This window comes from Halovivax limisalsi (assembly GCF_023093535.1).
Classification (GTDB): Archaea; Halobacteriota; Halobacteria; order Halobacteriales; family Natrialbaceae; genus Halovivax; species Halovivax limisalsi.
The window spans coordinates 1594326-1619204 of the sequence record NZ_CP095757.1 but is presented as its reverse complement, the minus strand read 5'-3'; the positions used below and the strand labels follow the sequence as shown (position 1 = coordinate 1619204).

Here is a 24879-nt window from a genome sequence, read left to right as displayed (position 1 = left end):
TACGCTCCGACGGATTAGAGATTGCCAGGACGTGGTGAAACAGAACTAATACGACCAATCGAGTCGAATGCAGCGTATGGGAATGCAGTCCGTCCTTTCGGTATTCGGCAGCGAGCTGTCGAAAGAGACGGTCGGATCGAACTGGCCCGATGCGTACTCCGACGCCATTATTGCGCTCTACGACGCGAACGAGCGCCCCGGTGACGGGATCTACGTCCACATCGAATCGACGTACGATAGGGACCACGAAACGTTCGTGCCGGCGGTGCTAGAAGCGGTTCCCGGCACGACGATCGCCGTGCTCACGCAGATGAACGATACGACGGATAGCGGGGCAGCCTGGGGATATCGAGATACCGGCGACGAAGTGGCGTACCTCGGAAAGATACGCGGCGAGGAAGCCGAGTTCGGCCGCGACGTCGTTTCGCACTACGAGAGCACGTACGGGATTCGCGTCTGGACCCTGTGGGACGTCTTCGAGTACGACTTCTGAACGGGCCCCACGGACTGATGCGCTGTTTCCTTCCCCAACCGTCCCGTGCGCCGGATTGTGAGCCGGGTGTCCCGGGCTGCTGGTCAGTCGCCGGAACGTGTGACTGTCCGGAAGTTGATATAAAAAGACGGTTTTTCAGTGATTCCTAGCTCGATAACGACTACGTAGACGGCGGCCCATTTCTCTTGCAATGGAATCGAAACGATCGGACGCGCCGAGTCCCAGAGATCCAGCGGCGCTCCTCCCTGAAGAGAGCGTTCTCTCGCTGGACGACTACCTCGACATGCAGGCGGCGATCGGAAATCGGACGCGCTTCGAAATCCTGTATCGACTCTCACACACTGATGAATTCGCTCCCGGTGAGCTGGACGAAGTGATCGATGTCGACGACAGCACCCTCCACTACCATCTGGGAATCCTCCGCGACGTCGGCCTCGTCGAGGAACGGGTCCGAACGGAACGCGACGAGGATGGCACCTACACCTACTATCGAGCGACGATCCTCGGCGACGTCTTGCTCGAAGACGGCATCGAGACGTTGATCCGCCGGGAACGGGAGTTCAGAGACGTCTACGATAGCTCTCGTGAGTGATTTCCTCGGCGGATCGGTTCGTCACGAGCGAGGCGGGCGACCCGCCTATTCGAACGTCACCGCGTCGCGCAGTTCGGTCGCCTCGGACGGCAGCGTCTCGACATCGTTCTGATCGGACCCGCTGTGCACGTAGCGTGAGACGGTCCGGTCACGCTTCGACTTCATCCGAACCGACACTCGGCGTCACGAGCGGCAGATCGATGTCGATAGCCGTGTACCAGACGCGCGGCCGTTTGGCCTGGCCGTCCTCGACGAGCTCGATCAAGTGGAGGTCTTCGAGTTCGGTGAGGTTTCTGTGGACCTGTCTGACGTCGCGATCGACCCGCCGAGCCGTTTCCCGGATGCTTCCGGGTTCGTACTGGACGATCGCCCGGAGCAGTTCGAGATTTTTGGGTCGGGTCACGCGATGGACGTCTTCGGGGTCGTGATAGACGATTTCGAAGTGCGGATCCGGCGTGTCTCCTCGGTCGATCGCTTCGAGCGCATTCGCGAGGTCGTCGTCGCTACTGGTTCGAAACCGAACCCGTAGCGTTCGATCGTCGGACTGTCCCATTTCGGTGTCGTTACCAGGGGTCTCCATACTCGTTCACCTCTCGCTTGAATCGTTCGAAGAGGGGTCGCAACCCCTCGAATTCGACGGCCTCAACCGCTCCACCTTCGGCGTGCTTGTGGTGGTGTGCGACGCCAGGGTGATCCGGAAAGTTGTCGTACCGAACGATCGTTTCGCCGGCCGCATTTCCGTACTGCATCGAATGCTTGATCCCATCCGGATACCGCTCAGACTCCGGGACCGCCCACGCCGTGACTTCGGCATACCGACTCCCGAAGTCGACCGTCTGGGAGAGCAACTCGACAGCGTCATCGTCCCCACCCATGTCTGTTGTTATAGGGAACAACGGCATAAGTGTTGTTCCGGCCGCCAACGGTTGCCGTCGGCTCGAATCTAAAACTTCGTTCCAGACGCTGCTCGGGGAACGGCATCCCGTTCGGAAACCGTCCTCGCGCTACTCGAACGTCACCGCGTCGCGCAGTTCGGTCGCCTCGGACAGCAGCGTCTCGACGTCCTCGGTTCCCGAGCCGGTCACCGTCACGTGGCCCATCTTCCGAAGCGGTCGCGCCTCGGCCTTGCCGTACCAGTGGAGGTGCGCTCCCGCCGTCTCGTGGATCCGGTCGACGTTGGCGAGCGCGGCGGGTTTCGACTCCTCGACGTCGCCGAGCAGGTTCACCAGGACGGTCGGACAGCGGAGATCGGTCGCGCCGAGCGGCCAGCCCAGGACGGCGCGGACGTGCTGTTCGAACTGGGAGGTTCGCGCGCCCTCGATCGTCCAGTGGCCCGAGTTGTGCGGGCGCGGGGCGATCTCGTTGAGCAGAATCTCTTCGTCGTCGGTTTCGAAAAATTCGATCCCGTAGACGCCGCGACCGTCCATCACGTCGAGGACGTCCCGCGCAACGTCGTGCGCTCGCTCCCGGGCGGCGTCGCTCGAGCGCGTCGGGACGATCGTCTCCCGGAGGATCTCCTCGCGGTGGACGTTCTCGCCGACGGGGAAGGTCGCCACCTCGGTCTCGCCGGTCTCGGCGTCGGTCGCGCCCTTCACGGCGATGACGCTCACCTCGCGCGCGTAGTCGACGAACGACTCGACCATCGCTGGGCCGGCCACTGCATCGATGGCGGCGTCCGCATCCGCCTTCGACTCGACGGGGACGTTGCCCCGCCCGTCGTAGCCGCCCGTGCGGGCCTTGAGCATCACCGGCGCCCCGTAGTCGTCGATCGCCGCCCGGATGTCGTCGGCGTCCTCGACGGCGCGAAACGGCGGGACGGGGATCCCGGCGGCCTCGAGTTCGCGCTTCTGGACAAGCTTGTCGTGGATCGTCCGCAGCGTCGCCGGCTTCGGGTGGATCGGCACGCCCGTCTCCTCGCTCACCCGCTCCATCGCGTCCTGGTCGGCGAGTTCGATCTCGAAGGTGAGGAAGTCGGAGCGCTCCGCGAGTCGACGGATCGCGTCCTCGTCGTCGAAGTCGGCGACGAGCTGGTCGCGAGCGACCGGCGACGCGGGGCAATCGGGCGTCGGATCGAGGACGAGGAGTTCGACCCCGAGCGGGGCCGCGGCTTCGCCGAGCATCCGTCCGAGCTGTCCGCCGCCGACGACGCCGATCGTCGGGCCTGGGGTCCGTAGCGTAGTCATCGTCGGATCATTGCGAAAGGGCGCGCTTAAGAATTCTCACTCGGGACGATCCCACGCCGAACGGCGTCGCTACGTCGATACTCGACCGTCCCATTGCGGGGCGAGGGGGAACTCCCACGACGCCCGCGGACCGGTACGTCCGATGGGACGGACCGTTCGGCTCGCGTTCGAACGGAGAAAGCGGCTGGTCAGTCGTCCCCAGGGACGCCGGTGTCCCCGGCATCCTCGACGCGGAGGCCGGACGCTCCAGTGGCGTCCTCGAACTCCCGCTGGACGGTCTCCGGTGGTTCCGCAGTCAGGAGACTGACGGCGACGATGGCAACGCTCGAGAAGAGGAACCCGGGGATGAGTTCGTAGACGATTCCGATGTCGAAGAACAGCCAGATGGCGACCGTAGCCATGCCGACGATCATGCCGGCGTACGCGCCCCACTTGTTGAGCCGTTTCCAGTACAGTGAGGCGATCAGCAGTGGGCCGAACGAAGCGCCGATGCCGGCCCAGCCGCCGAGGATCACCGTAAAGACCACGCCGGAGGGCCGGGCGAGCGCGATAGCGGCGACGACGATCGCGGCCATCACGATCCGTGACACCCACAACACCGTCCGGTCGCTGGCATCCTCGTTGACGAATCGCTTGTAGAGATTGTAGGAGACCGCGTTGGTCGCGACGAGGAATTTCGAGTCGCTCGTCGACATCATCCCGGCGATCGCGCCCGCCATGAGGATGCCGACGAGCCACCCGGGCAGCAGTTCGTCGGCCAGCAGCGGCATCACCTGATCGGTGTTTTCGACGCCACCGAGGTACGCGCCGGCCGCCCAGCCCAGGAAGATGGCGCCGTACGTCGCGAAGATGACCCAGACCATTCCGATGAGGGATGCGCGGCGGAGATTCCGGTGGTCGTCGATACTCATGTACCGGACCGTGATGTGGGGTTGGCCGGGATAGCCGAATCCGATGCCGATCGTGCCGGCGAAGAACCCGATAATCGCCAGCACGCCAGAACTCCCGCCCAACAGGCCGGGGGAGGCACCCGAGACTTGCTGGAGTTCGGTCAGGCCACCGGCAACGCTACCGATGCCGACGAATGCCACGACGGGGAGCAGGACGACGGCGACGATCATGATCAGGGCCTGGAGGACGTCGGTGTACGAGACGGCGATGAACCCGCCGACGAGCGTGTAGACGAGGACGAGGACGCCGCCGATGAGGACGCCGGTGAAGAAGTCGTACCCGAAGACGGCGTTTAAAATTTTCCCCGAGCCGATGAATTCGCCGGACGTAGAGATCGTGTAGAACAGTACGAGGGAGACGGAGCCGACGAGTTTGATGATGCCGAGGTCGTCGCGGACCCGTTTCTCGAGGAAGTCGAGGACGGTCACGCTTTCGAGGTGACCGCTGTAGCGGCGCATCCGTTTGCTGAGGAAGAACCAGTTGAAGGCGGTTCCCGCGATGACACCCATGCCGATCCAGATGGCCGACAGGCCCATCGCGTAAGCCGTCGCCGGCAGTCCGATGAGAAGCCAGATGCTCATGTCGGACGCCTGGGCGCTGAGGCCGACGACCCAGTCTTTCATGCCGCGGCCGCCGAGCGCGAAGTCCTCGAACGTATTGGTTGCCAGATAGCCGAAGATGCCGATGCCGAAGACGACCAGGAGGTAGAGGGCGAACGTGATGGTCGATGATTCGACCATCAGCGGTCACCGCTCACGGAGGACTGGGACGGTTGGGCCGCTCGCTCGTCCGCCTCCTTCCCCCACCGCAGATAGTACACGATCGTTACCAGTAGCATCACCAGCGGCGGTCCCCACAGCGCCAGGTGTTCGATCGCGGACAGTGGCATGCCATCCCATCACGACCGATCTCACATAAATATTCGGGTAAGTAACGAATTCATGTACGTTCGATCCCCTAAATTTCCCGAGGGGTACGATTTATGAAGAGGGGTTCGAAATTACGCAACCGATGACAGATTACCCAAACTACTTCGACACCCACGACCACGGCGAGGGGCACTTCGACGTCGAGGACTACGAACTCTACTACCGACGCTTCGGTTCGGGAGACGACGTCCTCGTCGGCGTCCACGGCGGCCCTGGTATGCCTCACGACTACCTCGCGCCGCTCGCCCGCCACGCCGGCGACGAGCTGACGGTCTACCTCTACGATCAGTTCGGCGTCGGTCGTTCGGACGACCCCGCGCCCGGTGATTTCGACCGCTACACCGTCGAGCACTACCGCGACGAACTCGAGGCCGTGCGCCGGGCGATCGACCCCGACGGTTCGTTCGCTCTCTACGGCCAGTCCTGGGGCGGTATGCTCGCCCAAGAGTACGTCCTCGAATACGGTCGACACGTCGACGGACTCGTGCTCGCGAACACCCTCGCCGACACCCGGAGCGCCTACGAGTCGATGCGGCGTGTCGTCGAGGAACTGCCGGCGGAGGAACGCGCCACGATCGAGCGCACGGAAGCCCGGCGAGCCTACGACGCGCCCGAATATGCAGCCGCGCTGGACGGCGCCTACCGCGAACACGTCTGTCGGACCGAAGAATACCCGCGTCCGGTCGCCTCCACGTTCGACCGGATCAATCTCGACGTCTACGGCCTGATGTGGGGCCCCAACGAGTACGTCCTCCTCGAGACCGCGCGCCTTCGCGACTGGGACGTCCGCGATCGACTGAGTGAGGTCGACGTCTCGACCCTCGTGTTGTCGGGCGAATACGACGAAATTTCGCCAGCCATCGCACGGGGCATCGCCGACCGCATCCCGGACGCTCGTCTCCACGTGTTCGACGACAGCAGCCACATGCCCTTCTGGGAACAGCCCGACGCGCACTACGAAGTCGTCGAATCCTTCCTTGCGGACACCGCCACGTAGTCCGCACCGACGATCCGGCGTCGGTGAGCCTCGCGACCTCGAGGACCGGGCAATTCTGGGAAGGCGCCGGGAAACGCGGCGTTCTGCCTCTAGAAGCGCGATAGCCGACGAACGAAGCTTGCGATCGGAGCCGACGAGCGCGAAATACGACGCCAGTACGGAAACTGCAGGGAGTTCGGTGCCTTCCGATCCCGCACGACAGTGATCCGCCACGACAGGCGATCGGCGGCATCCCGATCGAGCGGGGCCACGTACAATATGGGTCGCAAACGGTATCTCTTTAGTTCGCCCGCCCGACTCCTCGGGCATGCCCACGCTCGGACTCGTGGTCGCACAGTTCAACCGGTCGGTCACCGGCGAGATGGAGGACCTCGCCCGCGAAGCGGCCGACGAGGCCGGCGCGGAGGTGGCGACCGTGGTCTCGGTGCCCGGCGTGTACGACGCCCCGCTCGCGGCCGACCGCCTCGCCCGGCGGGCGGCAATCGACGCAGTCGTCGTGATCGGCGCGGTCGTCACGGGCGACACCGACCACGACCAGGTGATCACCGACGCGACCGCCCAGCGCCTGTCCGACGTGAGCCTCGAGCGCGACACGCCGGTCACACTCGGCGTGACGGGCCCCGGCATGTCCGGCGCGGAGGCCCGCGAGCGCGTCGCGAACGCCCGCAAAGCCGTCGAGAGCGCCCTCTCGCTGCTCGAGGAGCTACCGGCCGCCTGAGGAATCGTCGCCGAACCAATCGGTCGCCGTCGACGTACCGATCACCGACGAACCCACCACGCACCCGATTCAAGAAACATATGGAGTACGCAGACCGCATCACGAGAGTCGAACCGTCCGCCACGCTCGCCATCTCCGCGCTCGCCTCGGAACTCGAGGCCGAGGGCGCCGACGTGGTCGACCTGAGCGTCGGCGAACCCGACGCCCCGACGCCCGAGAACGTCGTCGAAGCCGGCAAGGACGCCATGGACGCCGGCCACACCGGCTACACCACGTCTGCCGGCATCCCCGAACTTCGCGAGGCCATCGCCGAGAAACTGCAGGCAGACGGCCTCGAACACGGCCCGGAGAACGTGATCGTCACGCCCGGTGCCAAGCAATCACTGTACGAGGTTACCCAGACGTTGATCGACGATGGAGACGAAGTCGTCCTGCTCGACCCCGCCTGGGTCTCCTACGAAGCGATGGTGAAACTCGCGGGCGGTTCGCTCGTCCGCGTCGACCTCTCGCCGTACGACTTCGCGCTCGAGCCCGCCCTCCCCGACCTGGAGAACGTCATCACGGACGAGACCGACCTCGCGATCGTCAACTCGCCGGCGAACCCGACCGGCGCGGTCTACACCGACGCCGCGCTGGCGGGCGTTCGCGATCTCGCCGTCGAGCACGACGTCACCGTCGTCGCCGACGAGATCTACGGGGAGATCACCTACGACGTCGAGCCGACGAGTCTCGGCTCGCTTTCCGGCATGGCCGATCGGACGGTCACGGTCAACGGCTTCTCGAAGGCCTACTCGATGACCGGCTGGCGGCTGGGTTACTACGCCGGTCCCGAGGAGCTGATCGCGCAGTCGGGGAAACTCCACTCCCACTCCGTCTCGTGCGCGACGAACTTCGTCCAGCACGCCGGTATCGAGGCCCTGCAAAACACCGACGAGGCCGTCGAGGAGATGGTCCGGACGTTCGAAGAGCGTCGCGACCTCCTCCTGGACCTCTTTGCGGACGCGGGCGTCGACGTCCCGAAACCGGGGGGCGCGTTCTACCTGATGCTACCCGTCGACTCCCCGGACACCGAATGGTGTGAAGGCGCGCTCGAAGACGCCCACGTCGCGACGGTCCCAGGCAGCGCGTTCGGAGCGCCCGGGTACGCGCGCCTCTCCTACGCCGCGAGCGAGGAACGCCTCCGCGAGGGCATCGAGCGACTCGACGACGCGGGCTACCTCTGAGCGCGCGATACCGCCGGCGGCGGACGTCCCCGCTCGGCCGGGATCGGGGGGAACGCGGAATTACCGACGGAATCTCGCTGTTGCGGGATTGCGTGAAGTGCTGGAAACGCCACACTCATGCGTTCTCGGCCCAGTTCGTTGCGTATCGATCCGATGAACTGGCAGTACCGGTACTCGGTTCTCACCCTGTGCATGCTGGCGTTCTTCGTCACCTACTTCGCCAGGTTGGCGATCAGTCCGGTCGTTCCGTCGATCGTCGCGGCGTTCGAGATCACGAACGCGCTGATGGGGTTGGCCCTGACGGGGATGTGGCTCGCCTACGGTCTCGCGCAGTTCCCGAGCGGAATTCTCGCCGATAAGTACGGTGAACGGGTCATTATCCTGATCGCCGTCGGGGGCACCTCGGTGATGAGCCTCGCGCTTGCGGTGTCCCCGGTCTACGGCGTCTTCGTCCTCGCGCTGGTCGGTCTCGGTGGCGTCGCCGGACTCCACTACACCGTCGCGACGACGCTGTTGTCCCGGACGTTTGACGATTTCGGGACGGCGATCGGTATCCACTCGATCGGCGGCCCGTTGGCGGGCCTGCTCGCGCCCGTCGTCGCAGCCTGGGTTGGCGTTCGGTTCGGCTGGCGGCCCGCGGTCGCGGTGACGGCGGCCGTCGGGATTCCGATCTTCCTGCTGTTCTGGTGGCGCGTCCGTCCGACGGAACCGAGGCGGCCGGACGAACCGTTGCGAGACGCCGTGCGATCGAACTCGCTCGTCGAACTCTGCGCTCGACCGTCGGTCGCTTTTCCGCTGCTCATCGCGATCGCCGGCACGTACGCCGCCCAGGGGCTGCTCTCGTTTTTCCCGACGTTCCTCATCGCCGTTCGGGAGTACACGGCCACCGAAGCCGGCGTCGCATTCTCAGCGTTCTTCGTCGCGAGGGTCCTCGGTCAGAGCGTTCTCGGACGGACCTCCGACACCTACGGACGGGATCCCTCGATCGCCGGTTCCATGCTGGCCGGCGCGGTCGGTTTGCCGTTGCTCGTACTGGGTCCGGGAACGATCGCGATTGCCGCCGGCGTCGTCTTGACCGGGTTCGGATCGAGTTTCTTTTCGGCGATCGATCCGCGGTTCATCGACGCGCTTCCCGACGAGCAACGGGGAACCGGATTCGGTCTCGTTCGAACGGTCTACACGGTCGTCGGGGCGTCTGGATCGGTCGGCGTCGGCCTCACCGCCGACCTGTTCGGCTGGGAGACCGCCTTCGGATCGCTCGCGATCCCCTTCGTGGCCTCGTTTCTGGCACTGACCGCGAATCGCGCCTTCGGGTTCGGATACTAGGTTTCGAGAACGGGGCGAGATCGGGGACGGTACCCAAGTCGTTCGTCCGAACTGTTAGCCCCGGCGGTCGATGATCCGATCGACGATCTTGCGGGTCGAGTACAGTTCGTCCTCGCCGGGTTCGGTCCCGCTCGCTCGCCTGAGCTCGCAGTCGATGCCGCGGCGATCCAGCTCGGCCAGTATCGCCTCCTCGTCGTGGTGCTGGTCGTGGCCCAGCGCGATGACGTCGGGCTCGAGCTCCTCGATGGGGACGAAGATATCGGACTCGTGGCCGAGGATCGCGCGGTCCACGGGCTCGAGCGCGTCGACGACGTCGCGTCGCTGCGTGGCTGGGCAGATCGGTCGCTCCTTGTGGTCGACGTTCGTCCGGCGGGCGACGATGACGACGAGTTCGTCGCCCATCGCGGCCGCTTCGCGGAGGTAGTGGACGTGGCCGGGGTGGACGAGGTCGAACGTCCCCTGGGCGACGACGCGCATCACTTCGGGTCGCCCCCGCGACGGTGGCCGCGACCGGTTCGTTCGCGTTCGGTCCCGTCACCGCCGCTCGAACCGACGGGCTCGATACCGCGGCGCGGCCGCTCTATCGTCCGTTCCGCGACTATCGCTCGTTCCATTGTAACTCCTCGTCGATGTCCTGCTGGGTGAAGTGAAAGAAGTCCTCGGAGTCGGGCAGATCGACGTCGATCACCGACAGCGTCGTCGGCTCGCCGCTCGAGTCGAAGGCCTGCCAGTCGTGGCGGCCGTACGGCGCGCCGACGATCACGTGCACCGATCCGCGACCGAACGTGCCGAGGTCGGCCTGGCTCGGACGGAGCACGCCGTTCGGATGCGAGTGGATGCTCCCCAGCGCTTTCGTGTCGTTCGGAATCGAACTCGATTTGACCGTCGCGCTGACGCTGTTCGACTCGGTGCCCGGCACCACCAGCACGTCGGTGATGATCAGGCCGTCGCGATCGAGGCCGAGTCGGCTCGCCTCCGTCCCCCGGAGAAACCCCATGTACTCGTTGGGATGGGTTTCGGCGGAGGACTCGACGGCGAACTCGAGGGTCTCCTCGGCGATGCCGAGAATCTCGCTCGAGCGGAACAGCGACGAGAGCAGCCCCATGGCCCTCCATCCGGGCGCGGCGTTGCTAAACGTTGCGGAGTCGGGCGGGGTTTCCGACCCCAGCGCCGGGACGTCGCCGATGGGGGGCGAAAAACGCGCCCGGGCTCGTTTCTGGCGCTCCTTGATAAGCGTTATACGCGCCGGTCGCAAACGACCGGCAACGATGACCCACGAGACCGCCGACGGCGACGGCACGGAACGCGAGGCGGTCGTCTACGATCTCGACTCGGCGTGTACCCCCGACGAGCTCGAGCACGAGACGCCCTATCTCGCCGAGATCAACGGTATCGTCGAGTACGGTATCTTCGTCGATCTCGCGGACGACATCTCCGGCCTCGTCCACGAGTCAGTCCTCGAAGGAACCTACCACGTCGGCGACGAACTCGCCGTCGAACTCGAAGACGTCCGCGAGAACGGCGACCTCTCGTTCGCGCCGGCGGCCGTCGACCTCGACGACGCAAGTGTCGAACCGGTCGACCACGAGGTGTCGCTCACCGGGACGAATCGGCTCGAAGCGAACGTCGGCGAGCAGATCACCTTCGAAGGCGAGGTGGTGCAGATCAAACAGACGGGCGGCCCGACCATCTTCCACGTCGCCGACGAATACGGCGTCGTCACGGCCGCCGCGTTCGAACAGGCCGGCGTGCGCGCCTACCCCGCCGCCTCGGTCGGCTCGATCGTCAGACTCACCGCCACCGTCGAGCGCCACGAGGGCTCGATCCAGCTGGAGGTCGACGGCCTCTCCGTGCTCACCGACGAGGCCGAAACCGAGGCGCGCGACCGGCTCGAAGCGGCCCACGCCGACCGTGCCGAACCCGCCGACGTCGAGCCGTTGATCGAGTGGCCCGCGTTCGAACCGCTCTTCGAGGAACTCCGAGGCGTCGCCGAACGCCTCCGACGGACCGTTCTCGAGGGGCGGCCGATCCGGGTCCGACACCACGCCGACGGCGACGGGATGTGCGCGGCCGTCCCGGTCCAGCTCGCCCTCGAGCGATTCATCGCGGACGTTCACGAGGACGCCGACGCGCCGCGACACCTGATCAAGCGCCTGCCGAGCAAGGCGCCGTTCTACGAGATGGAAGACGCCACGCGCGATCTCACCTACGCGCTGGAAGACCGCGCAAAACACGGCCAGCAGTTGCCGCTCTTGCTGATGCTGGACAACGGCTCGACCGAGGAGGACGTCCCCGCCTACGAGACGCTCGCTCACTACGACATTCCGATCCTGGCGATCGATCACCACCACCCGGACCCGACCGCCGTCGAGGACCTCCTCGACGCCCACGTGAATCCGTACCTCCACGACGAGGATTACCGGATCACGACCGGGATGCTCTGCGTCGAACTCGCGCGGATGATCTACCCCGACCTCACCGACGAGATCCGCCACCTCCCCGCCGTCGCCGGCCTGGCCGACCGGTCGAAGGCCGACGCGATGAGCGACTACATCGACCTCGCGGCGGACGCGGACTTCGACGAGACGCACCTGCAAGACGTCAGCGAGGCGCTGGACTACGCCGCCCACTGGCTGCGCTACAGCCCCGGCGACCACCTCATCACCGACATCCTCGGCATCGACTGTGCACCCGACCACCACGACGAACTCGTCTCGCTGTTCTCCGGGACGGGGCGCGAGGCGGTCGACCGACAACTCGAGGCGGCCACGCCCCACCTCGAACACGAGTCGCTCGAGAACGGCGCCCACCTCTACCGGATCGACGTCGAGGATTACGCCCATCGATTCACCTACCCCGCGCCGGGCAAGACCACCGGCGAGATCCACGATCAAAAGATCGAGGAGACGGGCGACCCGGTGATCACGGTGGGGTACGGCCCGGACTTCGCCGTCCTCCGAAGCGACGGCGTCAGACTCGACATTCCGGAGATGGTCGCCGAACTCAAAGCGGAGGTGCCCGGCGCGGGCGTCTCCGGCGGCGGCCACCTCGTCGTCGGCTCGATCAAGTTCGTCACGGGCAAGCGCGAGGCCGTCATCGACGCCCTCGTCGAGAAGATGGCCGACGCCGAGATCGACGAGGCGCTCTCCAGCGCCGCGCCCCTGGACGACTGAGCGAGCGCCGCTATAGCCGACCGCTTCGGGCGACGCGTCGCGGACGACCGAGTTGCCGGCCTCGCGTCGATACCCGTGGGGCGTGCCGAGACGGGTGACCGGCAATATCCGGGTCGACGCCACCGTTTTTACGACCGCCTGGCGTGGTCCAACCCATGCGACTGCACAACAGGAACCTCTCCCGCGACGTCCGCGATCTCGGGCGCGTGCTCGGCGACGTCCTGACGCGTCAGACCTCGACCGAGGCCTTCGAGGCCGTCGAATCGTGTCGCACGGCCGCGATCGACTACCGGGCTGACGAACTGGACAGCCGGGAACCGCTCCGTCGCGAACTCGACGACCTGTCACCCGCCCACGAGCGGACGGTCGCTCGCGCGTTCGCGACGTACTTCGAACTCGTCAACCTGGCAGAAGAGCGCGAACGAGTCCGGTCGATCCGTCGGCGGTCCCAGTCGGGCGACCTCGACGACGGCCTCGTCGCGGCGGCCGACGCCCTCGCCGAACTCGACGGGTCGACGGTCGAGGGCGTTCTCGAGGACGTCCTGATCGAACCCACGTTCACCGCCCACCCGACTGAGGCGCGACGGAAGACGGTGAAGGCCAAACGCAGGACGATTTCGAACCAGCTCGAGACCCTCGACGAGCGCCTGCTCACCGACGGGGACGCGGACCGCGTCTGGCGGGCGATCGACGCGGAGGTGACGAGCCTCTGGGGGACGCCGCAGGTCCGTCGTCGAAAACCCGAGGTCGCGGACGAGGCGCGTAACGTCCAGTGGTACGCCGAGCACACGCTCTTCGACGTCGTCGGCGATGTCTACGACGAACTCGAGCGGGTCCTCGACGAGGCGGTCGAGGGCGGCCTGGACGTCCCGACGGTCGTTCGGTTCCGATCGTGGGCGGGGAGCGACCGCGACGGCAACCCGTACGTCACGCCCGAGGTGACCGCGAACACGCTCGAACGCCAGCGCGAGGCGATCCTGCGGCGCTACGACGATGCGCTCGAGCGGCTGTTGGGCAGCCTGAGCCAGGAGGGTCGCCGGCTCGCGGTCGGTGACAACTTCGAGGAATCGCTCGCGGCGGATCGCGACCGACTGCCGGAGTGTGCGCGGCGATACGAGACTCGCTACCCGGACGAGCCCTACCGACAGAAGGTCGCCCTCGTCCGCGAACGCCTCGATCGGATCGGCGACGTTCGCCCCGGCGGGTACGCGGACGCCGAGGAGTTGCTCGCGGACCTGACCACGATCGCGGAGAGCCTGCGTGCCAACGACGCCGAGTCGGTCGCGTCGGTCCACGTCGACCCGCTCCGGCGACAGGTCGAGACGTTCGGCTTCTCGCTCGCCAGCCTGGACCTGCGCGATCACCGGGCGAAACACACCGACGCGCTCGTCGAGGCCTTCGAGCGCGAGGGAATCGACTACCGGGACCGGGACGAAGCCGAGCGCGTCGAGTTGCTGACCGACGCGATCCTCCAGGACGAGCCCGTGATCGACCTCGGCGATACCGACGGCCTCTCCGAGTCGTCGGCTCGCGTCCTCGAACTGTTCGACCGGCTCGCCGACTGGCAGTCGACCTACGGACCGGAGGCGATCGACACCTACTGCATCTCGATGACGGAGGAGCCGAGCCACGTCCTCGAAGTGCTCTTTCTTGCCGACCAGGCCGGCGTCGTCTCCCTGCCGGATTACGCCGGCATCGACGTCGTCCCGCTGCTCGAGACGGAGGCCGCCCTCTCCGGGGCGCGTCGCATCGTCGGGACGCTGTTCGAGAACGAGGCCTACGCGCAGGCGCTCGCCGCTCGCGGGGGCACCCAGGAGATCATGCTCGGCTACTCCGACTCGAACAAGGAAAACGGCTTCCTCGCGGCCAACTGGTCGCTCTATCGAACGCAACGCCGCCTCGCGCGGATCTGCGAGGATCACGACGTGACGCTGCGACTCTTCCACGGGCGCGGCGGGTCGATCTCGCGCGGCGGCGGGCCGATGAACGAGGCGCTGCTCGCCCTGCCCAACGCAACCGTCTCCGGCCAGGTGAAGTTCACCGAACAGGGCGAGTCGATCGCCGAGAAGTACGGTCACCCGCAGATCGCACGGCGAAACCTCGAGCAGATGCTGAACGCGCAACTTCGCGCCCGCAAGCGCGCGATCGAGCAGCCCCGGGAGTCGATCGAGGAGGCGTGGCTCGACGCCGCGGAACGGACGGCTGAGGCGGCCCGGACGGCGTACCGCGATCTGCTCGAGCGCGACGGCTTCGTCCGGTACTTCGAACAGGCCACCCCGATCACGGTCATCGAGAAACTCGACCTCGGCTCACGACCCGCGTCGCGAAGCGGCGAACGGACGGTCGAAGACCTCCGGGCGATCCCGTGGGTCTTCTCGTGGACCCAGTCGCGGTGCATCCTGCCCGGGTGGTACGGCCTGGCGACGGGGATCGACGCCTACCTCGAGGACGGGGGCGATATCTCGGTCTTGCAGACGATGTACGACGAGTGGCCGTTCTTCCGGACCACGCTCGACAACGCCGCGCTCTCGCTCGCCCGGACCGACCTCGAGATCGCCGCCGAGTACGCCGCCCTCGCCGAGGACGACCTCCGGGAGACGTTCGTCCCGCTGCTGAGCGAAGAGTACGAACGAGCGGTCGAACTGGTCACGACGATCGGCCGTCGGGACGGCCTGCACACCCGCGACTGGCTCGCCGAGTCGACCCGGCGTCGCAACCCCTACGTCGACCCGCTGAACCTCCTCCAGACGTCGCTGCTCGCTCGATCGGATCGCACCGACGTCGAGGAACGAACGCTGCGGCTGACCGTGCACGGCATCGCGGCCGGCATGAAGAACACCGGTTAATCACGACCCGAACGGAACTCACCGTCAGTTCGTGGTCGCGTACCGCACTTCCTGGTACCACTCCGCGGCGAGCGAGTCCAGGCGCTCCTCCGCGTCGGTCGCGGCGAGCACGTCACCGGTCCCCTCCCACTCGATCGAGACCTTCGACAGCGGCGCGAGCGCGAGTCCGGAGACCGTGATCGGCCCGGCGGTGGTGTGGACGACCCACGCGGTCCGCGACCAGCCGCGATCCCGGGTGATCCCTTCGACGGTCGCGCCGTGGGCCTCCCAGTGGGCGGCCAGTCCCGCCGTGATTCGTTGCAGTCGACGCTGGCCGGCGAAATGCGCGAGGAGCCCCGCGGCACAGAGCAGGAGAAAGGCCGCGGCGGCGAACGCGAACCCGCCGTAGGGGACGTTCACCGAGGCTGCCAGCCCGGACAGAACGACGATCAGGGCGACGACCCGCGGGTCGAACGCACCCTCCACGCGGTCGTCCCAGCAAGCAATGTCGGAACCAGGTTCGGCGGTCATTGATCGGTCCGTCGACGGCGACGGCGATACCGGCCCGGCTGTCCGATTTCGCGCGTTAAGTGCGCGGGTTCGATGGCGAGTGATCGGTCGCGTCGGCGTCCTCGCACGTCGACGATCGGGTCGGTGGTCGGGACCGAACCGCGTCGGGCCGATCTGCCGATCGCCGGCGACCCGTCGAACGTGACCGGTTCGCCGATCGATCGACGCGATCGGGCTTCGAGTCGGTCCCGAGTGTATCGGCGTTGTCCGACCCCGTCAGGAGCGGCCTATCGCCGTCTCGCTCGATCACGATCGGCCGCGGCGGACGCGATTGCCCCACCGAAGCCGGACGAACTGACGACCCCGGCCGATCCGGTCCGGACGAGGACTCGAACGCGAGTCGGCGGTGAACGATCAGGACGACCACCGCGACGGCCCCGAGCGCCGCGACGAGAAGCGTCAGCGGCACCGTCCACGCCTCCCGACCGCCCCAGTCCGCGTCGAACACCTCGGCGTAGTAGTTCGCCGGCTCCTCGCCGTGGAGGACGAGCACCACCTCCCTGTTCTCGGTCATCGACTCGTCGTTCCAGTTGAGGCTGCCCAGCACCGTCGTCTCGCCGTCGATCACCAGCCCCTTCGCGTGAATCCGGTCGAATCGGTCGCCGCCGTCGATCCGGCGGACCTCGATGGGAAGGGCCTCGCGGTCGGCGAGCCGTTCGAGTCGCTCGACGAGGTCGCGGTTCTCGTCCGCGACGTACCACGAGTCGTCCAGTGCGATCGAGACGGAGACGCCGTCCCGTGCCGCGTCGATCGCCGCTTCGAGGAACCGGTTGTCGGGGCCATCGATTCGCATCTGGACGATGCGGATCGAGTCATCCGCGTCGTCGATCAGCGTCTCGATTCGCCCCGCCGCGTTGTCGGGCGAGAGCAGGAGTTCGACGCGCTCGGCGTCGACGGACGCCGGGTCGTGGTTCGTCGGAAACGCCCCGGTCGCCGGATCAGTCTCGACGAACGAGGCGCGAGTTCGGTACTCGGTCCAGGGCACCGTGTCGTGGCCGGTGGCATCCGCCTCGAAGACGGCGGCGAGTTCGCTCGCGAGGGTCGGGCTCTCGACGACGGCGCCCCAGCCGCGACTCGCCGCGCCGCCGACGCCGGCGGGCTTCCAGTTCTCCGTCGTCACGAGCACCCGGTCGTCGATCACGGCGTACTTGGGGTGGTGAAAGGCGTAGCGAGGGGCCTCGACGCCGATCGAGCGGACGGACGCACCGGCCGCGGCGAGGTCCGAGAGGTGGTCGTCGGTCGCGCGCTCGTGGCCGCCGACCGGACTCGCCTCGACGAGGACCTCGACCGAGACGCCGCGTTCGAGCGCGTCCTCGAGCGCCCGCGCGATCCGTCCGTCGGTAACAGTGTACGCGGCGAGTCGGATCCGCTCGTCCGCCCCCTCGATCGACTCGAGGACCGACGAGGGCGAATCTGGCAGGACGAACGCGGTGGCGTTCGCCCCGTCGACGGCTGTCGGTTCGCGGCAGGTCGCATCCTGTGGCCACCACGTTCCCCGATAAACCCGGTGAGAGCCGTCGGCGGTGGTCGTGGCGGTCGCCTCGCCGCCCCGATGCCAGAGCTCCCCCTCCGGCGCCCGGTCGTAGACGACCGACTCGACGGGGTCACCGGCGTCGAGTACGGTGAGTTCGTCTCCGTCGGCCGCGAGACGGAGCGAGCCCTCGACGGGTACGACCGGCAGATCCGTGAGCGTCGCCGTCTCGTTCGGCCATCGCGTGAGGGCGACGCGGTCGGCGGGGAGGTCCGCCGGAATCGTCGCGTTTGCGTGGCCGTCGGTGAGCGTCAGCGGGGTCGCCCGACCCCCACGAGGGACGTCGAGGACGACGTACTCGCCTTCGTTCCCCTCCGTCGGTGGGTTCGGGTAGAGTGCGATGATGCGGGGCCGATCGGGCCGGTCTGTAGCGTCGATCGTGACCGGGCAGTCGGGGGTGGTGCCATCCGGCTTGACCGCGGGAGCGACGCCGGCATCCGGGTCGGGGCCGTCGACAACCGCGGTAGCACCGGCCGACGCCGGCGCTGCGAGGCCTGCCACGGTCGACGGAGCGAGCGCGACGACCAGCACGAGTAGCAGGAGGGCGCTCGCGCTATCGGCCCCGACCCCGCGCCGTCGGTCGCTTGCTGCACCGGTCACACCACGGGGTGGCCGGGTGCTCCCTTATAAAGTGTCGGACGGGGAGACAACCCGGACGAGCGCTAGAGGTACGGACGGGTGGCCGGAGTCCAGATGGCCCGGACGGCGACACCCGATTCAGTCGCCGATGGCTCGTTTCGCTCGTTCGGCCTCGGTCTGGACGAGGTACGTGCGATCGTCCGCGTACGCCGCCGCGGCTTCGAGCGCCGCCGGCACGCCGATCTGTCGGAGCGCCCACGCGGCGCTGGCCCGGACGGTGTCGCTCTCGTCGGACTCGAGGCGATCGGCGAGCGGGTCGATCGCGCGCGTATCGCCGATCAGGCCGAGCGCGCGGGCGGCCCGGCTTCTGATCGCCTCGTCGTCGGCGGCGAGCTGGTCGGCGATCGGCTGGACGGCCTCGGTCGCGCCGAGTTCGCCGAGCGCGCGGAACGTCGTCGCCTGCATGCTCAGGTTGCCCGAGTCGACGTAATCGAGCAAGGTGTCGACGACCTCGTCGTCGGCGACGCCGATCTTGCCGAGGACGGCGATCGCAGCCTCGTCGCGACGGTTCGCCTTCTGGAGCATCGCGTCGACGGCGCGCTCGTCGCCGACCCGCTCGAGCGCCTCCAGACAGTGTTCCTCCATGTAATCGGAGTCGAGCGACTCGAGCGCGAGCAGGATCATGTCGACGTTGCCCTGGCGTTCGTGGACCTTGAGCGCGTGCCACTCCGGCGGGAAGTCCTTGACGTGACCGAGCCCCTCGTAGAAGCCCTCCCGGACGAGCTGTTCGCGAACCTCGAGATCGTCCCACGCGGTCGCGTCGTCGACGCCCGACTGCAGGTCGTCGGTGACCTCGAGCATCGCCGCGATCGTTGCCGCATCGTCGTCGGGGTCGAGGTCGGCGTCCTCGACGGCCTCGATCAGGTCGTCGATCACCGAGACGAAGCCGGCGGCGGCCTCCTCGATCCGTTCGTCGAGCTCGCTCCGGGGTTCGTCCTCGGCCGCCGGTTCGACGTTCCTAGCGACCGAGTCGTCGATGTGCAGCGGGGTGTCGAGGGCGGCCTCGCTCTCTGCGACCGCGGTCTCGATCGTCGCGTAGAGGTCGGCGATACCCTCGCGCGTCCAGCGGGTCGACTCGATGTCGCCGCTGGCGCTCTCGAGGTCGGAGACGACGTCCTCGGCGTACGGGCCGCGCTGGTCTTCGATCCCGGACGCGACGTCGTCGAGGTCGTCTTCGAGCTCGTCTCGTCGCTCGCGGACGTCCTCGTACGGATCCGGGGGCGCGTCTTCCTCCTCGTCGTCGGGTTCCTCCGGGGGTTCGGGGATCTCGATGGCCTCGAGGTCCTCGCGGACGTCGGCGAGGGCGGCTTCGACGTCGTCGAGATCGTCCTCGGTCTCGGCCGCCTCGAGGTCGGCCGCCAGTGCGTCGTGCTCGGCCTCGACGGCGTCGAGCGACGCCTCGATCGAGGCCACGTCGGGCCCCGATGCCGTCTCGGGCGTCGATTCGGCCGATTCGTCGCCCGTCTGCTCGTCGGGGGCGCCCGATTCGCCGTCGTCGGGCGCCGACTCGTCGGTCATGGCCGCACCCGTCGGCGCCGGGCCGACCGCGGACTCCTGGGCGGTTGCATGTGCCTCGCTCGGGTGCAAATCCCCCTAAGCGTTTCCATACACCGCGGACGCGAACGCACCGCCGCGCCAGTACAGCGCCGGACCGAGGACGAGGTAGGCCACGCCCAGTGTGAGTAGTGCGTAGGGGAATGTCCGACCGAAGAAATCTGGGATGAGGACGGCGAGGACGTGGACGACGCCCATCAGCAAGGCGTCGCGCGCCAGCAACTCCGGATAGCGGATGCGCGAGACCATCAGGTAACAGAACGCGGCGGTCGCCCCGAGCACGAGCCACGGGTCGGTCACCTTCGCGAGGATCGCCGCGCCGAGAATCGTCGCCGCGAGCGTCGTCTGGACGCCCTCGGTGAACTCGTCGGCGGTGTCGTAAGCGGTGTAGAGCCCCAGCCGCGTCACCGCCATCGCGACGAACAGGCCGCAGACGGCCGTGACCGCGCCGAGTTCGAGGCTCCAGGCGCCCGCGTCGATCGCCAGGCCGTCGGTGACGACGACGAACGCGATGACGGCCGGCGCGACCGCGAACGACGCCACGTCGGCCAGCGAGTCGAGGTGCGGGCCGACCGGCGTCCCGCCGAAGTGGCGCGCGACGACGCCGTCGAGCCCGTCGAGGACCGCCGCGAGGAGGACGACTCGCGCGGCCAGGCGAGCGTCGGCGAACGCGAGGACGACGGCGAGAAACCCGAGCGCCGCGTTCGCCACCGTCACGACGTCGGCCGCGCCGAGGCGTCCGACGAACCGTGGAAGCATACTCCCCGATTGGCGGGCCGTCGACCTTACGTGTTTCCGTCCGGCGGTCGAGCCGGTATCACGGTGGATCAATGCGAGGAGCCGGGCCGCCGGTGAACTGGCTCCCGCAACCACCCAACTCGTCCGCGCCCGGGGGTCACCGCTCGCCTGCGACCACGCCCGATTCGACGCCGGGTTCGACCGCCCGATTCCCGGCCGACGGGAGAAACCGGGGCCGTTAAACGCCCGCTGTCCCACCACCCGACTATGCGACGGCGCGCGTATCTCGCCGGGCTGGGGACGGTCAGCCTGACGAGTCTCGCCGGGTGCACCGCGTTCGGCGAGGTGGCGACGGACCTCTTCGGCGGCGAGCCCTACGACATCGGCATGACCCGCAACAAATTCACGCCGAAAACGTACGCGGCGACCGTCGGCGAACGCGTCGTCTGGAAGAACACGAGCGAGTCCGTCCACACGATCACCGCGTACGAGGGGGGACTCCCCGACGGCGCCGCTTACTTCGCCACCGGCGGCTTCGAGAGCGAGCAGGCGGCCAGGGAGGCCTGGAACAGATCGGGCGAGGGCGGCTTCAGTACGCGCGATACGTTCGCACACACCTTCGAGGTTCCCGGGACCTACGGCTACTGTTGCATCCCCCACGAGTTCGACGGCGACGAGAACCCCCGAATGGTCGGGTCGATCGAAGTCACGGAGTGAGCGGTCGCTCCGCGGTCGTCCACGCGAAGGTCGCTATTCGAGCCGACAGTCGAGATCGCTCACTGAGCGTCGCCGCGGAAATCCCCACTCCGGGCGGTCGTTCGTCGGCGTCGACGGTCGGTTCGCGATCGACGTCGTCGGTTTCGACGTCCGCTTCGTCGACGTCGTCGGCTTCGACGGCCGACCTAGTCGTCGGCTTCGACGTCCGCTTCGTCGACGTCGTCGGCTTCGACGGCCGACCTAGTCGTCGGCTTCGACGTCCGCTTCGTCGACGTCGTCGGCTTCGACGGCCGACCTAGTCGTCGGCTTCGACGTCCGCTTCGTCGACGTCGTCGGCTTCGACGGCCGACCTAGTCGTCGGCTTCGACGTCCGCTTCGTCGACGTCGACGGCGGTCTCCTGCTCCTCGGCGACCTCTTCGGGGTGTGCCTCGAGCGTCGCCTTCTGGATCTCGACGCGTCGCAGCGGGTAGATGGTCTTGGCCTCGCCGTAGATGGCCGAGGAGAGTCGCCCCTGGACGACGCTGTCGATGAGCTCCTCGAAGGAGCGATCGGCGGCGGCGTCCTCGACCATCTCGACCATCTGCTCGCGGATGGCCTGCTCCTGGCTCGCGTCGGCGTTCTTGGTCGTAAAGGCGACGGGCTGGATCTGGACGCGGTAGTCGTCGGTCGTCAGGACCGTGACGTAGGCCTCGACCTTCGAGGCGCCGCGCCGGACCAGCGAGCGCAGGTAGTCGCGGGTGAGCGAGTGAGCGATGAACTCCGTGTAGGCGGCATCGCTGCCCACGTCCGTGATGCGGAACGTGAGCTTCGTGTTGTTCTCGCTCGCGTTGTTCGTCAGCTCGCCGAGCGTCGTCTCGATCGTTCGGTCGAGCACCTGTTCCGGTTCGTCCGCGGGGGTCTCGCCGAGCTCCTGCCGGTCGAACTGCTCCGGCGCGAGCACGGTGTACCACCGCTTCTCCTGCTTTGCGCGTGAAACTGATCGTTCACTCATGATGTATCGGTCGTGTCTGTCGTCGGTCGGTCGTCGGTCGATGCAACTCGCGTGGATTCCGCCGCGTCGTCGGACCCCGTCGAACCCTCGTCGCCGCGGGCGAGCGTGGCCACCCGATCGGCGACGGCCAGGTTGACGAGCGTATCGTCGACGGTCGAGTGCAGTCCGCTCGTCGAGTCGCGCTCGATCGTCGTGACGACGACGGCGTCGGCCGCGTCCGGTGTCGCGGATACGTCGGCCGCGTCCGTCGTCTCGGTCGCGCCCGCCGTGTCCGTCATTTTGGTCTCGTCCGCCGCGCCCCCGTCGCCCGGTCCGTCGTCCCGGAAGCGCTCGACGCGCGTCCGCATCTCGTCGGTGTTGTCGGGCGCGATCGCCGCCGCGATCGTCTCCGGGTCGGCGTGGGCCATCCGGATGGTGGCGCGGCGGGTCACGACTCGGCCCTCACGGTCTCGATAACGGCGTCGACGTCGATCGCAGCGTCGAACGCGTCGTCCGTCGGCTGATCGACACCGTCGTCGGTCGGATGGCTCGCTCCGTCGACCGGGTCGGTCGGTTCGCCGGGATAGAGCGTCCCGGTCCGGTGACCCGCGTCCGCGACTACCTCGTGGCTCGCGGCCACGGCGTCGCAGTGGATGGCCGCCGGGGTTCCGTCGGCCGTGGCGAGACCGATGCGATCGTCACCGACGGCCAGCACGACGGGTTCCGGCGTCATCGTCGCCGCGGCCAGGCCGGCGACGGTCTCGATCGCGTCCGTGCGGGCGAGGTCGGGCGCCTCGTCGTCGAGTCGACAGACGAAGACGCCGTCGTGGCGCGCCGTCGTGGCGGCGTCGAGCGCCGCGTGGACCGCCTCGCCATGGGTCCGCCAGGCCTCGAGCGCGACGTCCGTGACGTCGCGCCCGTACGCGAGCGTGACGCCGATGCCCGGCGCCGTGCGAGCGGTGGCGGTGAGGACGTCCGCCAGGCCGCCGACGGTCGCGAACGGGCCGTCCGGCGTCGTATCCGGATGGAGCACCCGATCGATCGTCTCGGCCGCTCGCGCCGAGGCCCCGTCGCAGCCGATCGCGTCGATCGCGACGACCGAGGCCAGTTGCCGTCCCTCGGCGTCGCCGGTGGCCGTCGCCGCGGCGTCGGCGTCACCGGACCACGCGGCCCGGACCAGCGTCGCGTGTGCGAGGCCGTCGACGGGATCGTCGGTCGGGATCGCCACGCCGGGTCGTCGATCCAGGACGCCCGTCTCGCGGGCGATATCGACGAGTTCGGCGAGTGGATCGGCGTCCGGCGTCGCCGTCCCCGCGGCGACGGTGCCGGCGAGGGCGAGGCCGGGATCGACGTCGACATCGAGTGCGTCGGCCAACTCGACGGCCTGTCCCGTCAGCGACCCGTGTGCGGGGTCGATGGAGACGACGGACCCGTCGGAACTCGACGGAACGTCGATCGGACCGAGCGCCACCGTGACCGTGTCGGCGTCCGTCGCGACGCGCGACGCGCGGTCGGCTCGCTCGCAGACGCTCACCTGGAAGGGCGTCTCGCGGGCGTCGAGCGCCCGGGCGAGGACGCCGGCCGCGGCGAGCGCGTCGCCGTCTGGCCGTGCGAGCAACTGGACGAAGCCGGCGCTCTCGACGGCGGCCGGCGTCGCCTCGGCGGATCGGCCCGTTGCGGTCATCTAGTCTTCGATGAGTTCGACGGCGACGTCGTAGCTGTAGGTGAAGTCGGCGTCGATCTCGTCGCCGCGGTAGTAGTCGGCGAGGCGACGGACCTTCGACTCCGTGTTCTGCAGCGCGCGCTTGTTCTGGTGGTCCTGCGGGTTCTCCCGGATGTGCTCGCGCAGGCGGACCGCGCGCTCCATCAGATTGTACAGATCCTCCGGGAAGTCGGGTTCCGCGTCGTTCTCAGCCAGGATCTCCGTGATGGACTTGCCCGTCGCGAGCGAGACGTCGGGGACCGGCGTCCCGGTGACGCCCTCGTCGCGCAACTTCATGCCGATCTGGCTGGGATCGTAGCCCTGGTCGGCCAGCTCGACGACGCGCTCTTCGATCGCGTCTTCGTCCACGTCACTCCACTCCGGTGGGTCGTCTGCCGTCGGCTTGTCCGATCCGGACGAGCCGCGACGGCGGGTGTGCATGCGTGCCATTGGTGAGGATAGGAACCACACTGACCGCGACAATCCGGCTACTCGCCGGGCGCACTTCCGCAATCTCGAGTCGCGCCGAGAGACCGATCCGGGTCCGAGGTGGACGCCGTGGCGCGACGGGTCAGATTTGCGGCCGTGCGATTCCCAACGAGGTATTGTGGGGTAGGGGGCAAAAGGGTTTCTAGACCGGATTCAGGCGGACGAACGGTCGGGAGACGGGATGCGCCCGAAAACACACCGTGGCTCGGAACCGAAGGCGAAAACGGGTCAGACGGAGAACGGAGCGAACGATCGAGTCTCAGCGAGCAGCCAGATCGCGTCCGACTCCCGATCCGCCAGGGAGACGGGCAGGGGTAGCATCATGATCGGAGGGGACCGAGTCCGTGTCACCGCCTGGCGCCCGCCTCGCGCTTTCGAGGGGTTTATCTACACCCGCAGAAAAATTCCTGCTGCGACCGCGGGCTCGTAGATCAGTGGTAGATCACTCCCTTGGCATGGGAGAGGCCCCGGGTTCAAATCCCGGCGAGTCCATTCCGATTTAACTCGTATTCCGAGGGAAACTAAAAACGTTGAGAGAGCCCAGTTCGCCGGTATTCT

Annotated in this window: 24 protein-coding genes and 1 tRNA gene; 10 read left to right on the top strand and 15 right to left on the bottom strand. The window is 67.6% G+C overall.

Features of this window, described 5'->3' with window-relative positions; translation table 11 throughout:
• The first annotated feature begins 76 nt into the window (after positions 1 to 76).
• Together MXA07_RS07340 and MXA07_RS07335 are read left to right on the top strand one after the other, a co-directional pair.
• Positions 77 to 493: a hypothetical protein gene (locus MXA07_RS07340; protein ID WP_247731393.1), complete on the top strand. Its 417-nt coding sequence runs from the start codon at positions 77 to 79 to the stop codon at positions 491 to 493.
• Between the two features lie 190 nt (positions 494 to 683).
• Entirely contained in the window at positions 684 to 1085 is a 402-nt protein-coding gene (locus MXA07_RS07335; RefSeq protein ID WP_247731392.1) for an ArsR/SmtB family transcription factor, read from the top strand.
• A 148-nt stretch (positions 1086 to 1233) separates the two neighbouring features.
• Here the strand turns inward: MXA07_RS07335 and MXA07_RS07330 are convergent, their stop codons facing one another.
• From MXA07_RS07330 to MXA07_RS07310, 5 genes are all read right to left on the bottom strand, one after another.
• Positions 1234 to 1665 carry an HVO_A0114 family putative DNA-binding protein gene (locus MXA07_RS07330; protein ID WP_425492201.1) on the bottom strand — a complete coding sequence of 144 codons (432 nt, stop codon included), beginning with the start codon at positions 1663 to 1665 and terminating at the stop codon, positions 1234 to 1236.
• Positions 1649 to 1960, bottom strand: a complete 312-nt coding sequence (locus MXA07_RS07325; RefSeq protein WP_247731390.1) for a toxin-antitoxin system TumE family protein — start codon at positions 1958 to 1960, stop codon at positions 1649 to 1651. Before MXA07_RS07325 ends, MXA07_RS07330 begins: the two co-directional genes overlap by 17 nt.
• A 129-nt stretch (positions 1961 to 2089) precedes the next feature.
• Positions 2090 to 3268 carry a 5-(carboxyamino)imidazole ribonucleotide synthase gene (locus MXA07_RS07320; RefSeq protein WP_247731389.1) on the bottom strand — a complete coding sequence of 393 codons (1179 nt, stop codon included), beginning with the start codon at positions 3266 to 3268 and terminating at the stop codon, positions 2090 to 2092.
• A 188-nt stretch (positions 3269 to 3456) separates the two neighbouring features.
• Entirely contained in the window at positions 3457 to 4959 is a 1503-nt protein-coding gene (locus MXA07_RS07315) for a sodium/proline symporter (RefSeq protein ID WP_247731388.1), read from the bottom strand.
• A complete protein-coding gene (locus tag MXA07_RS07310; RefSeq protein ID WP_247731387.1) occupies positions 4959 to 5108 on the bottom strand; it encodes a hypothetical protein in 150 nt (49 codons plus the stop codon). Before MXA07_RS07310 ends, MXA07_RS07315 begins: the two co-directional genes overlap by 1 nt.
• Before the next feature lie 122 nt (positions 5109 to 5230).
• Between MXA07_RS07310 and MXA07_RS07305 the strand changes: the two genes are divergently transcribed.
• The 4 genes from MXA07_RS07305 to MXA07_RS07290 all read left to right on the top strand — a co-directional run bounded on the left by MXA07_RS07305 (position 5231) and on the right by MXA07_RS07290 (position 9412).
• Positions 5231 to 6145: a proline iminopeptidase-family hydrolase gene (locus MXA07_RS07305; protein WP_247731386.1), complete on the top strand. Its 915-nt coding sequence runs from the start codon at positions 5231 to 5233 to the stop codon at positions 6143 to 6145.
• A 307-nt stretch (positions 6146 to 6452) separates the two neighbouring features.
• Complete coding sequence (gene ribH / locus MXA07_RS07300) at positions 6453 to 6863, top strand: 6,7-dimethyl-8-ribityllumazine synthase (RefSeq protein WP_247731385.1); 411 nt, start codon at positions 6453 to 6455, stop codon at positions 6861 to 6863.
• 80 nt (positions 6864 to 6943) lie between these two features.
• Positions 6944 to 8086 carry a pyridoxal phosphate-dependent aminotransferase gene (locus MXA07_RS07295; RefSeq protein WP_247731384.1) on the top strand — a complete coding sequence of 381 codons (1143 nt, stop codon included), beginning with the start codon at positions 6944 to 6946 and terminating at the stop codon, positions 8084 to 8086.
• A 153-nt stretch (positions 8087 to 8239) separates the two neighbouring features.
• Positions 8240 to 9412: an MFS transporter gene (locus tag MXA07_RS07290; protein ID WP_247731383.1), complete on the top strand. Its 1173-nt coding sequence runs from the start codon at positions 8240 to 8242 to the stop codon at positions 9410 to 9412.
• 54 nt (positions 9413 to 9466) lie between these two features.
• Here MXA07_RS07290 and MXA07_RS07285 read toward each other — a convergent pair whose 3' ends face one another.
• Both MXA07_RS07285 and MXA07_RS07280 read right to left on the bottom strand, forming a co-directional pair.
• Positions 9467 to 9889 carry an FAD synthase family protein gene (locus tag MXA07_RS07285; protein ID WP_247731382.1) on the bottom strand — a complete coding sequence of 141 codons (423 nt, stop codon included), beginning with the start codon at positions 9887 to 9889 and terminating at the stop codon, positions 9467 to 9469.
• A gap of 121 nt (positions 9890 to 10010) precedes the next feature.
• Positions 10011 to 10517 carry a Mov34/MPN/PAD-1 family protein gene (locus MXA07_RS07280; RefSeq protein WP_247731381.1) on the bottom strand — a complete coding sequence of 169 codons (507 nt, stop codon included), beginning with the start codon at positions 10515 to 10517 and terminating at the stop codon, positions 10011 to 10013.
• A 163-nt stretch (positions 10518 to 10680) separates the two neighbouring features.
• On the opposite strand from MXA07_RS07280, the gene han reads away from it, so the two are divergent.
• Positions 10681 to 12585: a Hef-associated nuclease gene (han, locus tag MXA07_RS07275; RefSeq protein WP_247731380.1), complete on the top strand. Its 1905-nt coding sequence runs from the start codon at positions 10681 to 10683 to the stop codon at positions 12583 to 12585.
• A 155-nt stretch (positions 12586 to 12740) separates the two neighbouring features.
• Positions 12741 to 15431, top strand: a complete 2691-nt coding sequence (gene ppc / locus MXA07_RS07270; protein WP_247731379.1) for a phosphoenolpyruvate carboxylase — start codon at positions 12741 to 12743, stop codon at positions 15429 to 15431.
• A gap of 24 nt (positions 15432 to 15455) precedes the next feature.
• Here the strand turns inward: ppc and MXA07_RS07265 are convergent, their stop codons facing one another.
• The 4 genes from MXA07_RS07265 to MXA07_RS07250 all read right to left on the bottom strand — a co-directional run bounded on the left by MXA07_RS07265 (position 15456) and on the right by MXA07_RS07250 (position 20463).
• A complete protein-coding gene (locus MXA07_RS07265) occupies positions 15456 to 15941 on the bottom strand; it encodes a hypothetical protein (protein WP_247731378.1) in 486 nt (161 codons plus the stop codon).
• Positions 15942 to 15996: 55 nt separating this feature from the next.
• Complete coding sequence (locus MXA07_RS07260; RefSeq protein ID WP_247731377.1) at positions 15997 to 18111, bottom strand: phospholipase D-like domain-containing protein; 2115 nt, start codon at positions 18109 to 18111, stop codon at positions 15997 to 15999.
• A 117-nt stretch (positions 18112 to 18228) separates the two neighbouring features.
• Positions 18229 to 19668, bottom strand: coding sequence for a HEAT repeat domain-containing protein (locus MXA07_RS07255; protein WP_247731376.1), 1440 nt, complete (start codon positions 19666 to 19668; stop codon positions 18229 to 18231).
• Between the two features lie 75 nt (positions 19669 to 19743).
• On the bottom strand, positions 19744 to 20463 hold the full coding sequence (locus tag MXA07_RS07250) for a protein sorting system archaetidylserine synthase (RefSeq protein WP_247731375.1): 720 nt from the start codon (positions 20461 to 20463) through the stop codon (positions 19744 to 19746).
• Between the two features lie 246 nt (positions 20464 to 20709).
• Here MXA07_RS07250 and MXA07_RS07245 point away from each other — a divergent pair, with 246 nt between their 5' ends.
• Entirely contained in the window at positions 20710 to 21159 is a 450-nt protein-coding gene (locus MXA07_RS07245; RefSeq protein ID WP_247731374.1) for a cupredoxin domain-containing protein, read from the top strand.
• 350 nt (positions 21160 to 21509) lie between these two features.
• On the opposite strand, the gene MXA07_RS07240 is transcribed toward MXA07_RS07245, so the two are convergent.
• From MXA07_RS07240 to MXA07_RS07225, 4 genes are read right to left on the bottom strand one after another with little or no spacing between them, the layout of a single operon-like run.
• Positions 21510 to 22151 (bottom strand): 30S ribosomal protein S3ae, encoded by a 642-nt coding sequence (locus MXA07_RS07240; protein ID WP_247731373.1) that lies wholly within the window; start codon positions 22149 to 22151, stop codon positions 21510 to 21512.
• On the bottom strand, positions 22148 to 22582 hold the full coding sequence (locus MXA07_RS07235) for a KEOPS complex subunit Pcc1 (RefSeq protein WP_247731372.1): 435 nt from the start codon (positions 22580 to 22582) through the stop codon (positions 22148 to 22150). The genes MXA07_RS07240 and MXA07_RS07235 overlap by 4 nt, the downstream gene beginning before the upstream one ends.
• Positions 22579 to 23814 carry a hypothetical protein gene (locus MXA07_RS07230; protein WP_247731371.1) on the bottom strand — a complete coding sequence of 412 codons (1236 nt, stop codon included), beginning with the start codon at positions 23812 to 23814 and terminating at the stop codon, positions 22579 to 22581. Before MXA07_RS07230 ends, MXA07_RS07235 begins: the two co-directional genes overlap by 4 nt.
• Entirely contained in the window at positions 23815 to 24282 is a 468-nt protein-coding gene (locus MXA07_RS07225) for a 30S ribosomal protein S15 (RefSeq protein WP_247731370.1), read from the bottom strand.
• A gap of 459 nt (positions 24283 to 24741) precedes the next feature.
• Between MXA07_RS07225 and MXA07_RS07220 the strand changes: the two genes are divergently transcribed.
• Positions 24742 to 24813 (top strand) — tRNA-Ala (locus MXA07_RS07220).
• The last annotated feature ends 66 nt before the right edge of the window (positions 24814 to 24879 follow it).

Bases quoted from the DNA above. Each gene is read 5' to 3' on its own strand.
- MXA07_RS07340 (WP_247731393.1), top strand. From the start codon at position 77: ATGGGAATGCAGTCCGTCCTTTCGGTATTCGGCAGCGAGCTGTCGAAA.
- MXA07_RS07335 (WP_247731392.1), top strand. From the start codon at position 684: ATGGAATCGAAACGATCGGACGCGCCGAGTCCCAGAGATCCAGCGGCG.
- MXA07_RS07330 (WP_425492201.1), bottom strand. From the start codon at position 1,665: ATGGAGACCCCTGGTAACGACACCGAAATGGGACAGTCCGACGATCGA.
- MXA07_RS07325 (WP_247731390.1), bottom strand. From the start codon at position 1,960: ATGGGTGGGGACGATGACGCTGTCGAGTTGCTCTCCCAGACGGTCGAC.
- MXA07_RS07320 (WP_247731389.1), bottom strand. From the start codon at position 3,268: ATGACTACGCTACGGACCCCAGGCCCGACGATCGGCGTCGTCGGCGGC.
- MXA07_RS07315 (WP_247731388.1), bottom strand. From the start codon at position 4,959: ATGGTCGAATCATCGACCATCACGTTCGCCCTCTACCTCCTGGTCGTC.
- MXA07_RS07310 (WP_247731387.1), bottom strand. From the start codon at position 5,108: ATGCCACTGTCCGCGATCGAACACCTGGCGCTGTGGGGACCGCCGCTG.
- MXA07_RS07305 (WP_247731386.1), top strand. From the start codon at position 5,231: ATGACAGATTACCCAAACTACTTCGACACCCACGACCACGGCGAGGGG.
- ribH (WP_247731385.1), top strand. From the start codon at position 6,453: ATGCCCACGCTCGGACTCGTGGTCGCACAGTTCAACCGGTCGGTCACC.
- MXA07_RS07295 (WP_247731384.1), top strand. From the start codon at position 6,944: ATGGAGTACGCAGACCGCATCACGAGAGTCGAACCGTCCGCCACGCTC.
- MXA07_RS07290 (WP_247731383.1), top strand. From the start codon at position 8,240: ATGAACTGGCAGTACCGGTACTCGGTTCTCACCCTGTGCATGCTGGCG.
- MXA07_RS07285 (WP_247731382.1), bottom strand. From the start codon at position 9,889: ATGCGCGTCGTCGCCCAGGGGACGTTCGACCTCGTCCACCCCGGCCAC.
- MXA07_RS07280 (WP_247731381.1), bottom strand. From the start codon at position 10,517: ATGGGGCTGCTCTCGTCGCTGTTCCGCTCGAGCGAGATTCTCGGCATC.
- han (WP_247731380.1), top strand. From the start codon at position 10,681: ATGACCCACGAGACCGCCGACGGCGACGGCACGGAACGCGAGGCGGTC.
- ppc (WP_247731379.1), top strand. From the start codon at position 12,741: ATGCGACTGCACAACAGGAACCTCTCCCGCGACGTCCGCGATCTCGGG.
- MXA07_RS07265 (WP_247731378.1), bottom strand. From the start codon at position 15,941: ATGACCGCCGAACCTGGTTCCGACATTGCTTGCTGGGACGACCGCGTG.
- MXA07_RS07255 (WP_247731376.1), bottom strand. From the start codon at position 19,668: ATGACCGACGAGTCGGCGCCCGACGACGGCGAATCGGGCGCCCCCGAC.
- MXA07_RS07250 (WP_247731375.1), bottom strand. From the start codon at position 20,463: ATGCTTCCACGGTTCGTCGGACGCCTCGGCGCGGCCGACGTCGTGACG.
- MXA07_RS07245 (WP_247731374.1), top strand. From the start codon at position 20,710: ATGCGACGGCGCGCGTATCTCGCCGGGCTGGGGACGGTCAGCCTGACG.
- MXA07_RS07240 (WP_247731373.1), bottom strand. From the start codon at position 22,151: ATGAGTGAACGATCAGTTTCACGCGCAAAGCAGGAGAAGCGGTGGTAC.
- MXA07_RS07230 (WP_247731371.1), bottom strand. From the start codon at position 23,814: ATGACCGCAACGGGCCGATCCGCCGAGGCGACGCCGGCCGCCGTCGAG.
- MXA07_RS07225 (WP_247731370.1), bottom strand. From the start codon at position 24,282: ATGGCACGCATGCACACCCGCCGTCGCGGCTCGTCCGGATCGGACAAG.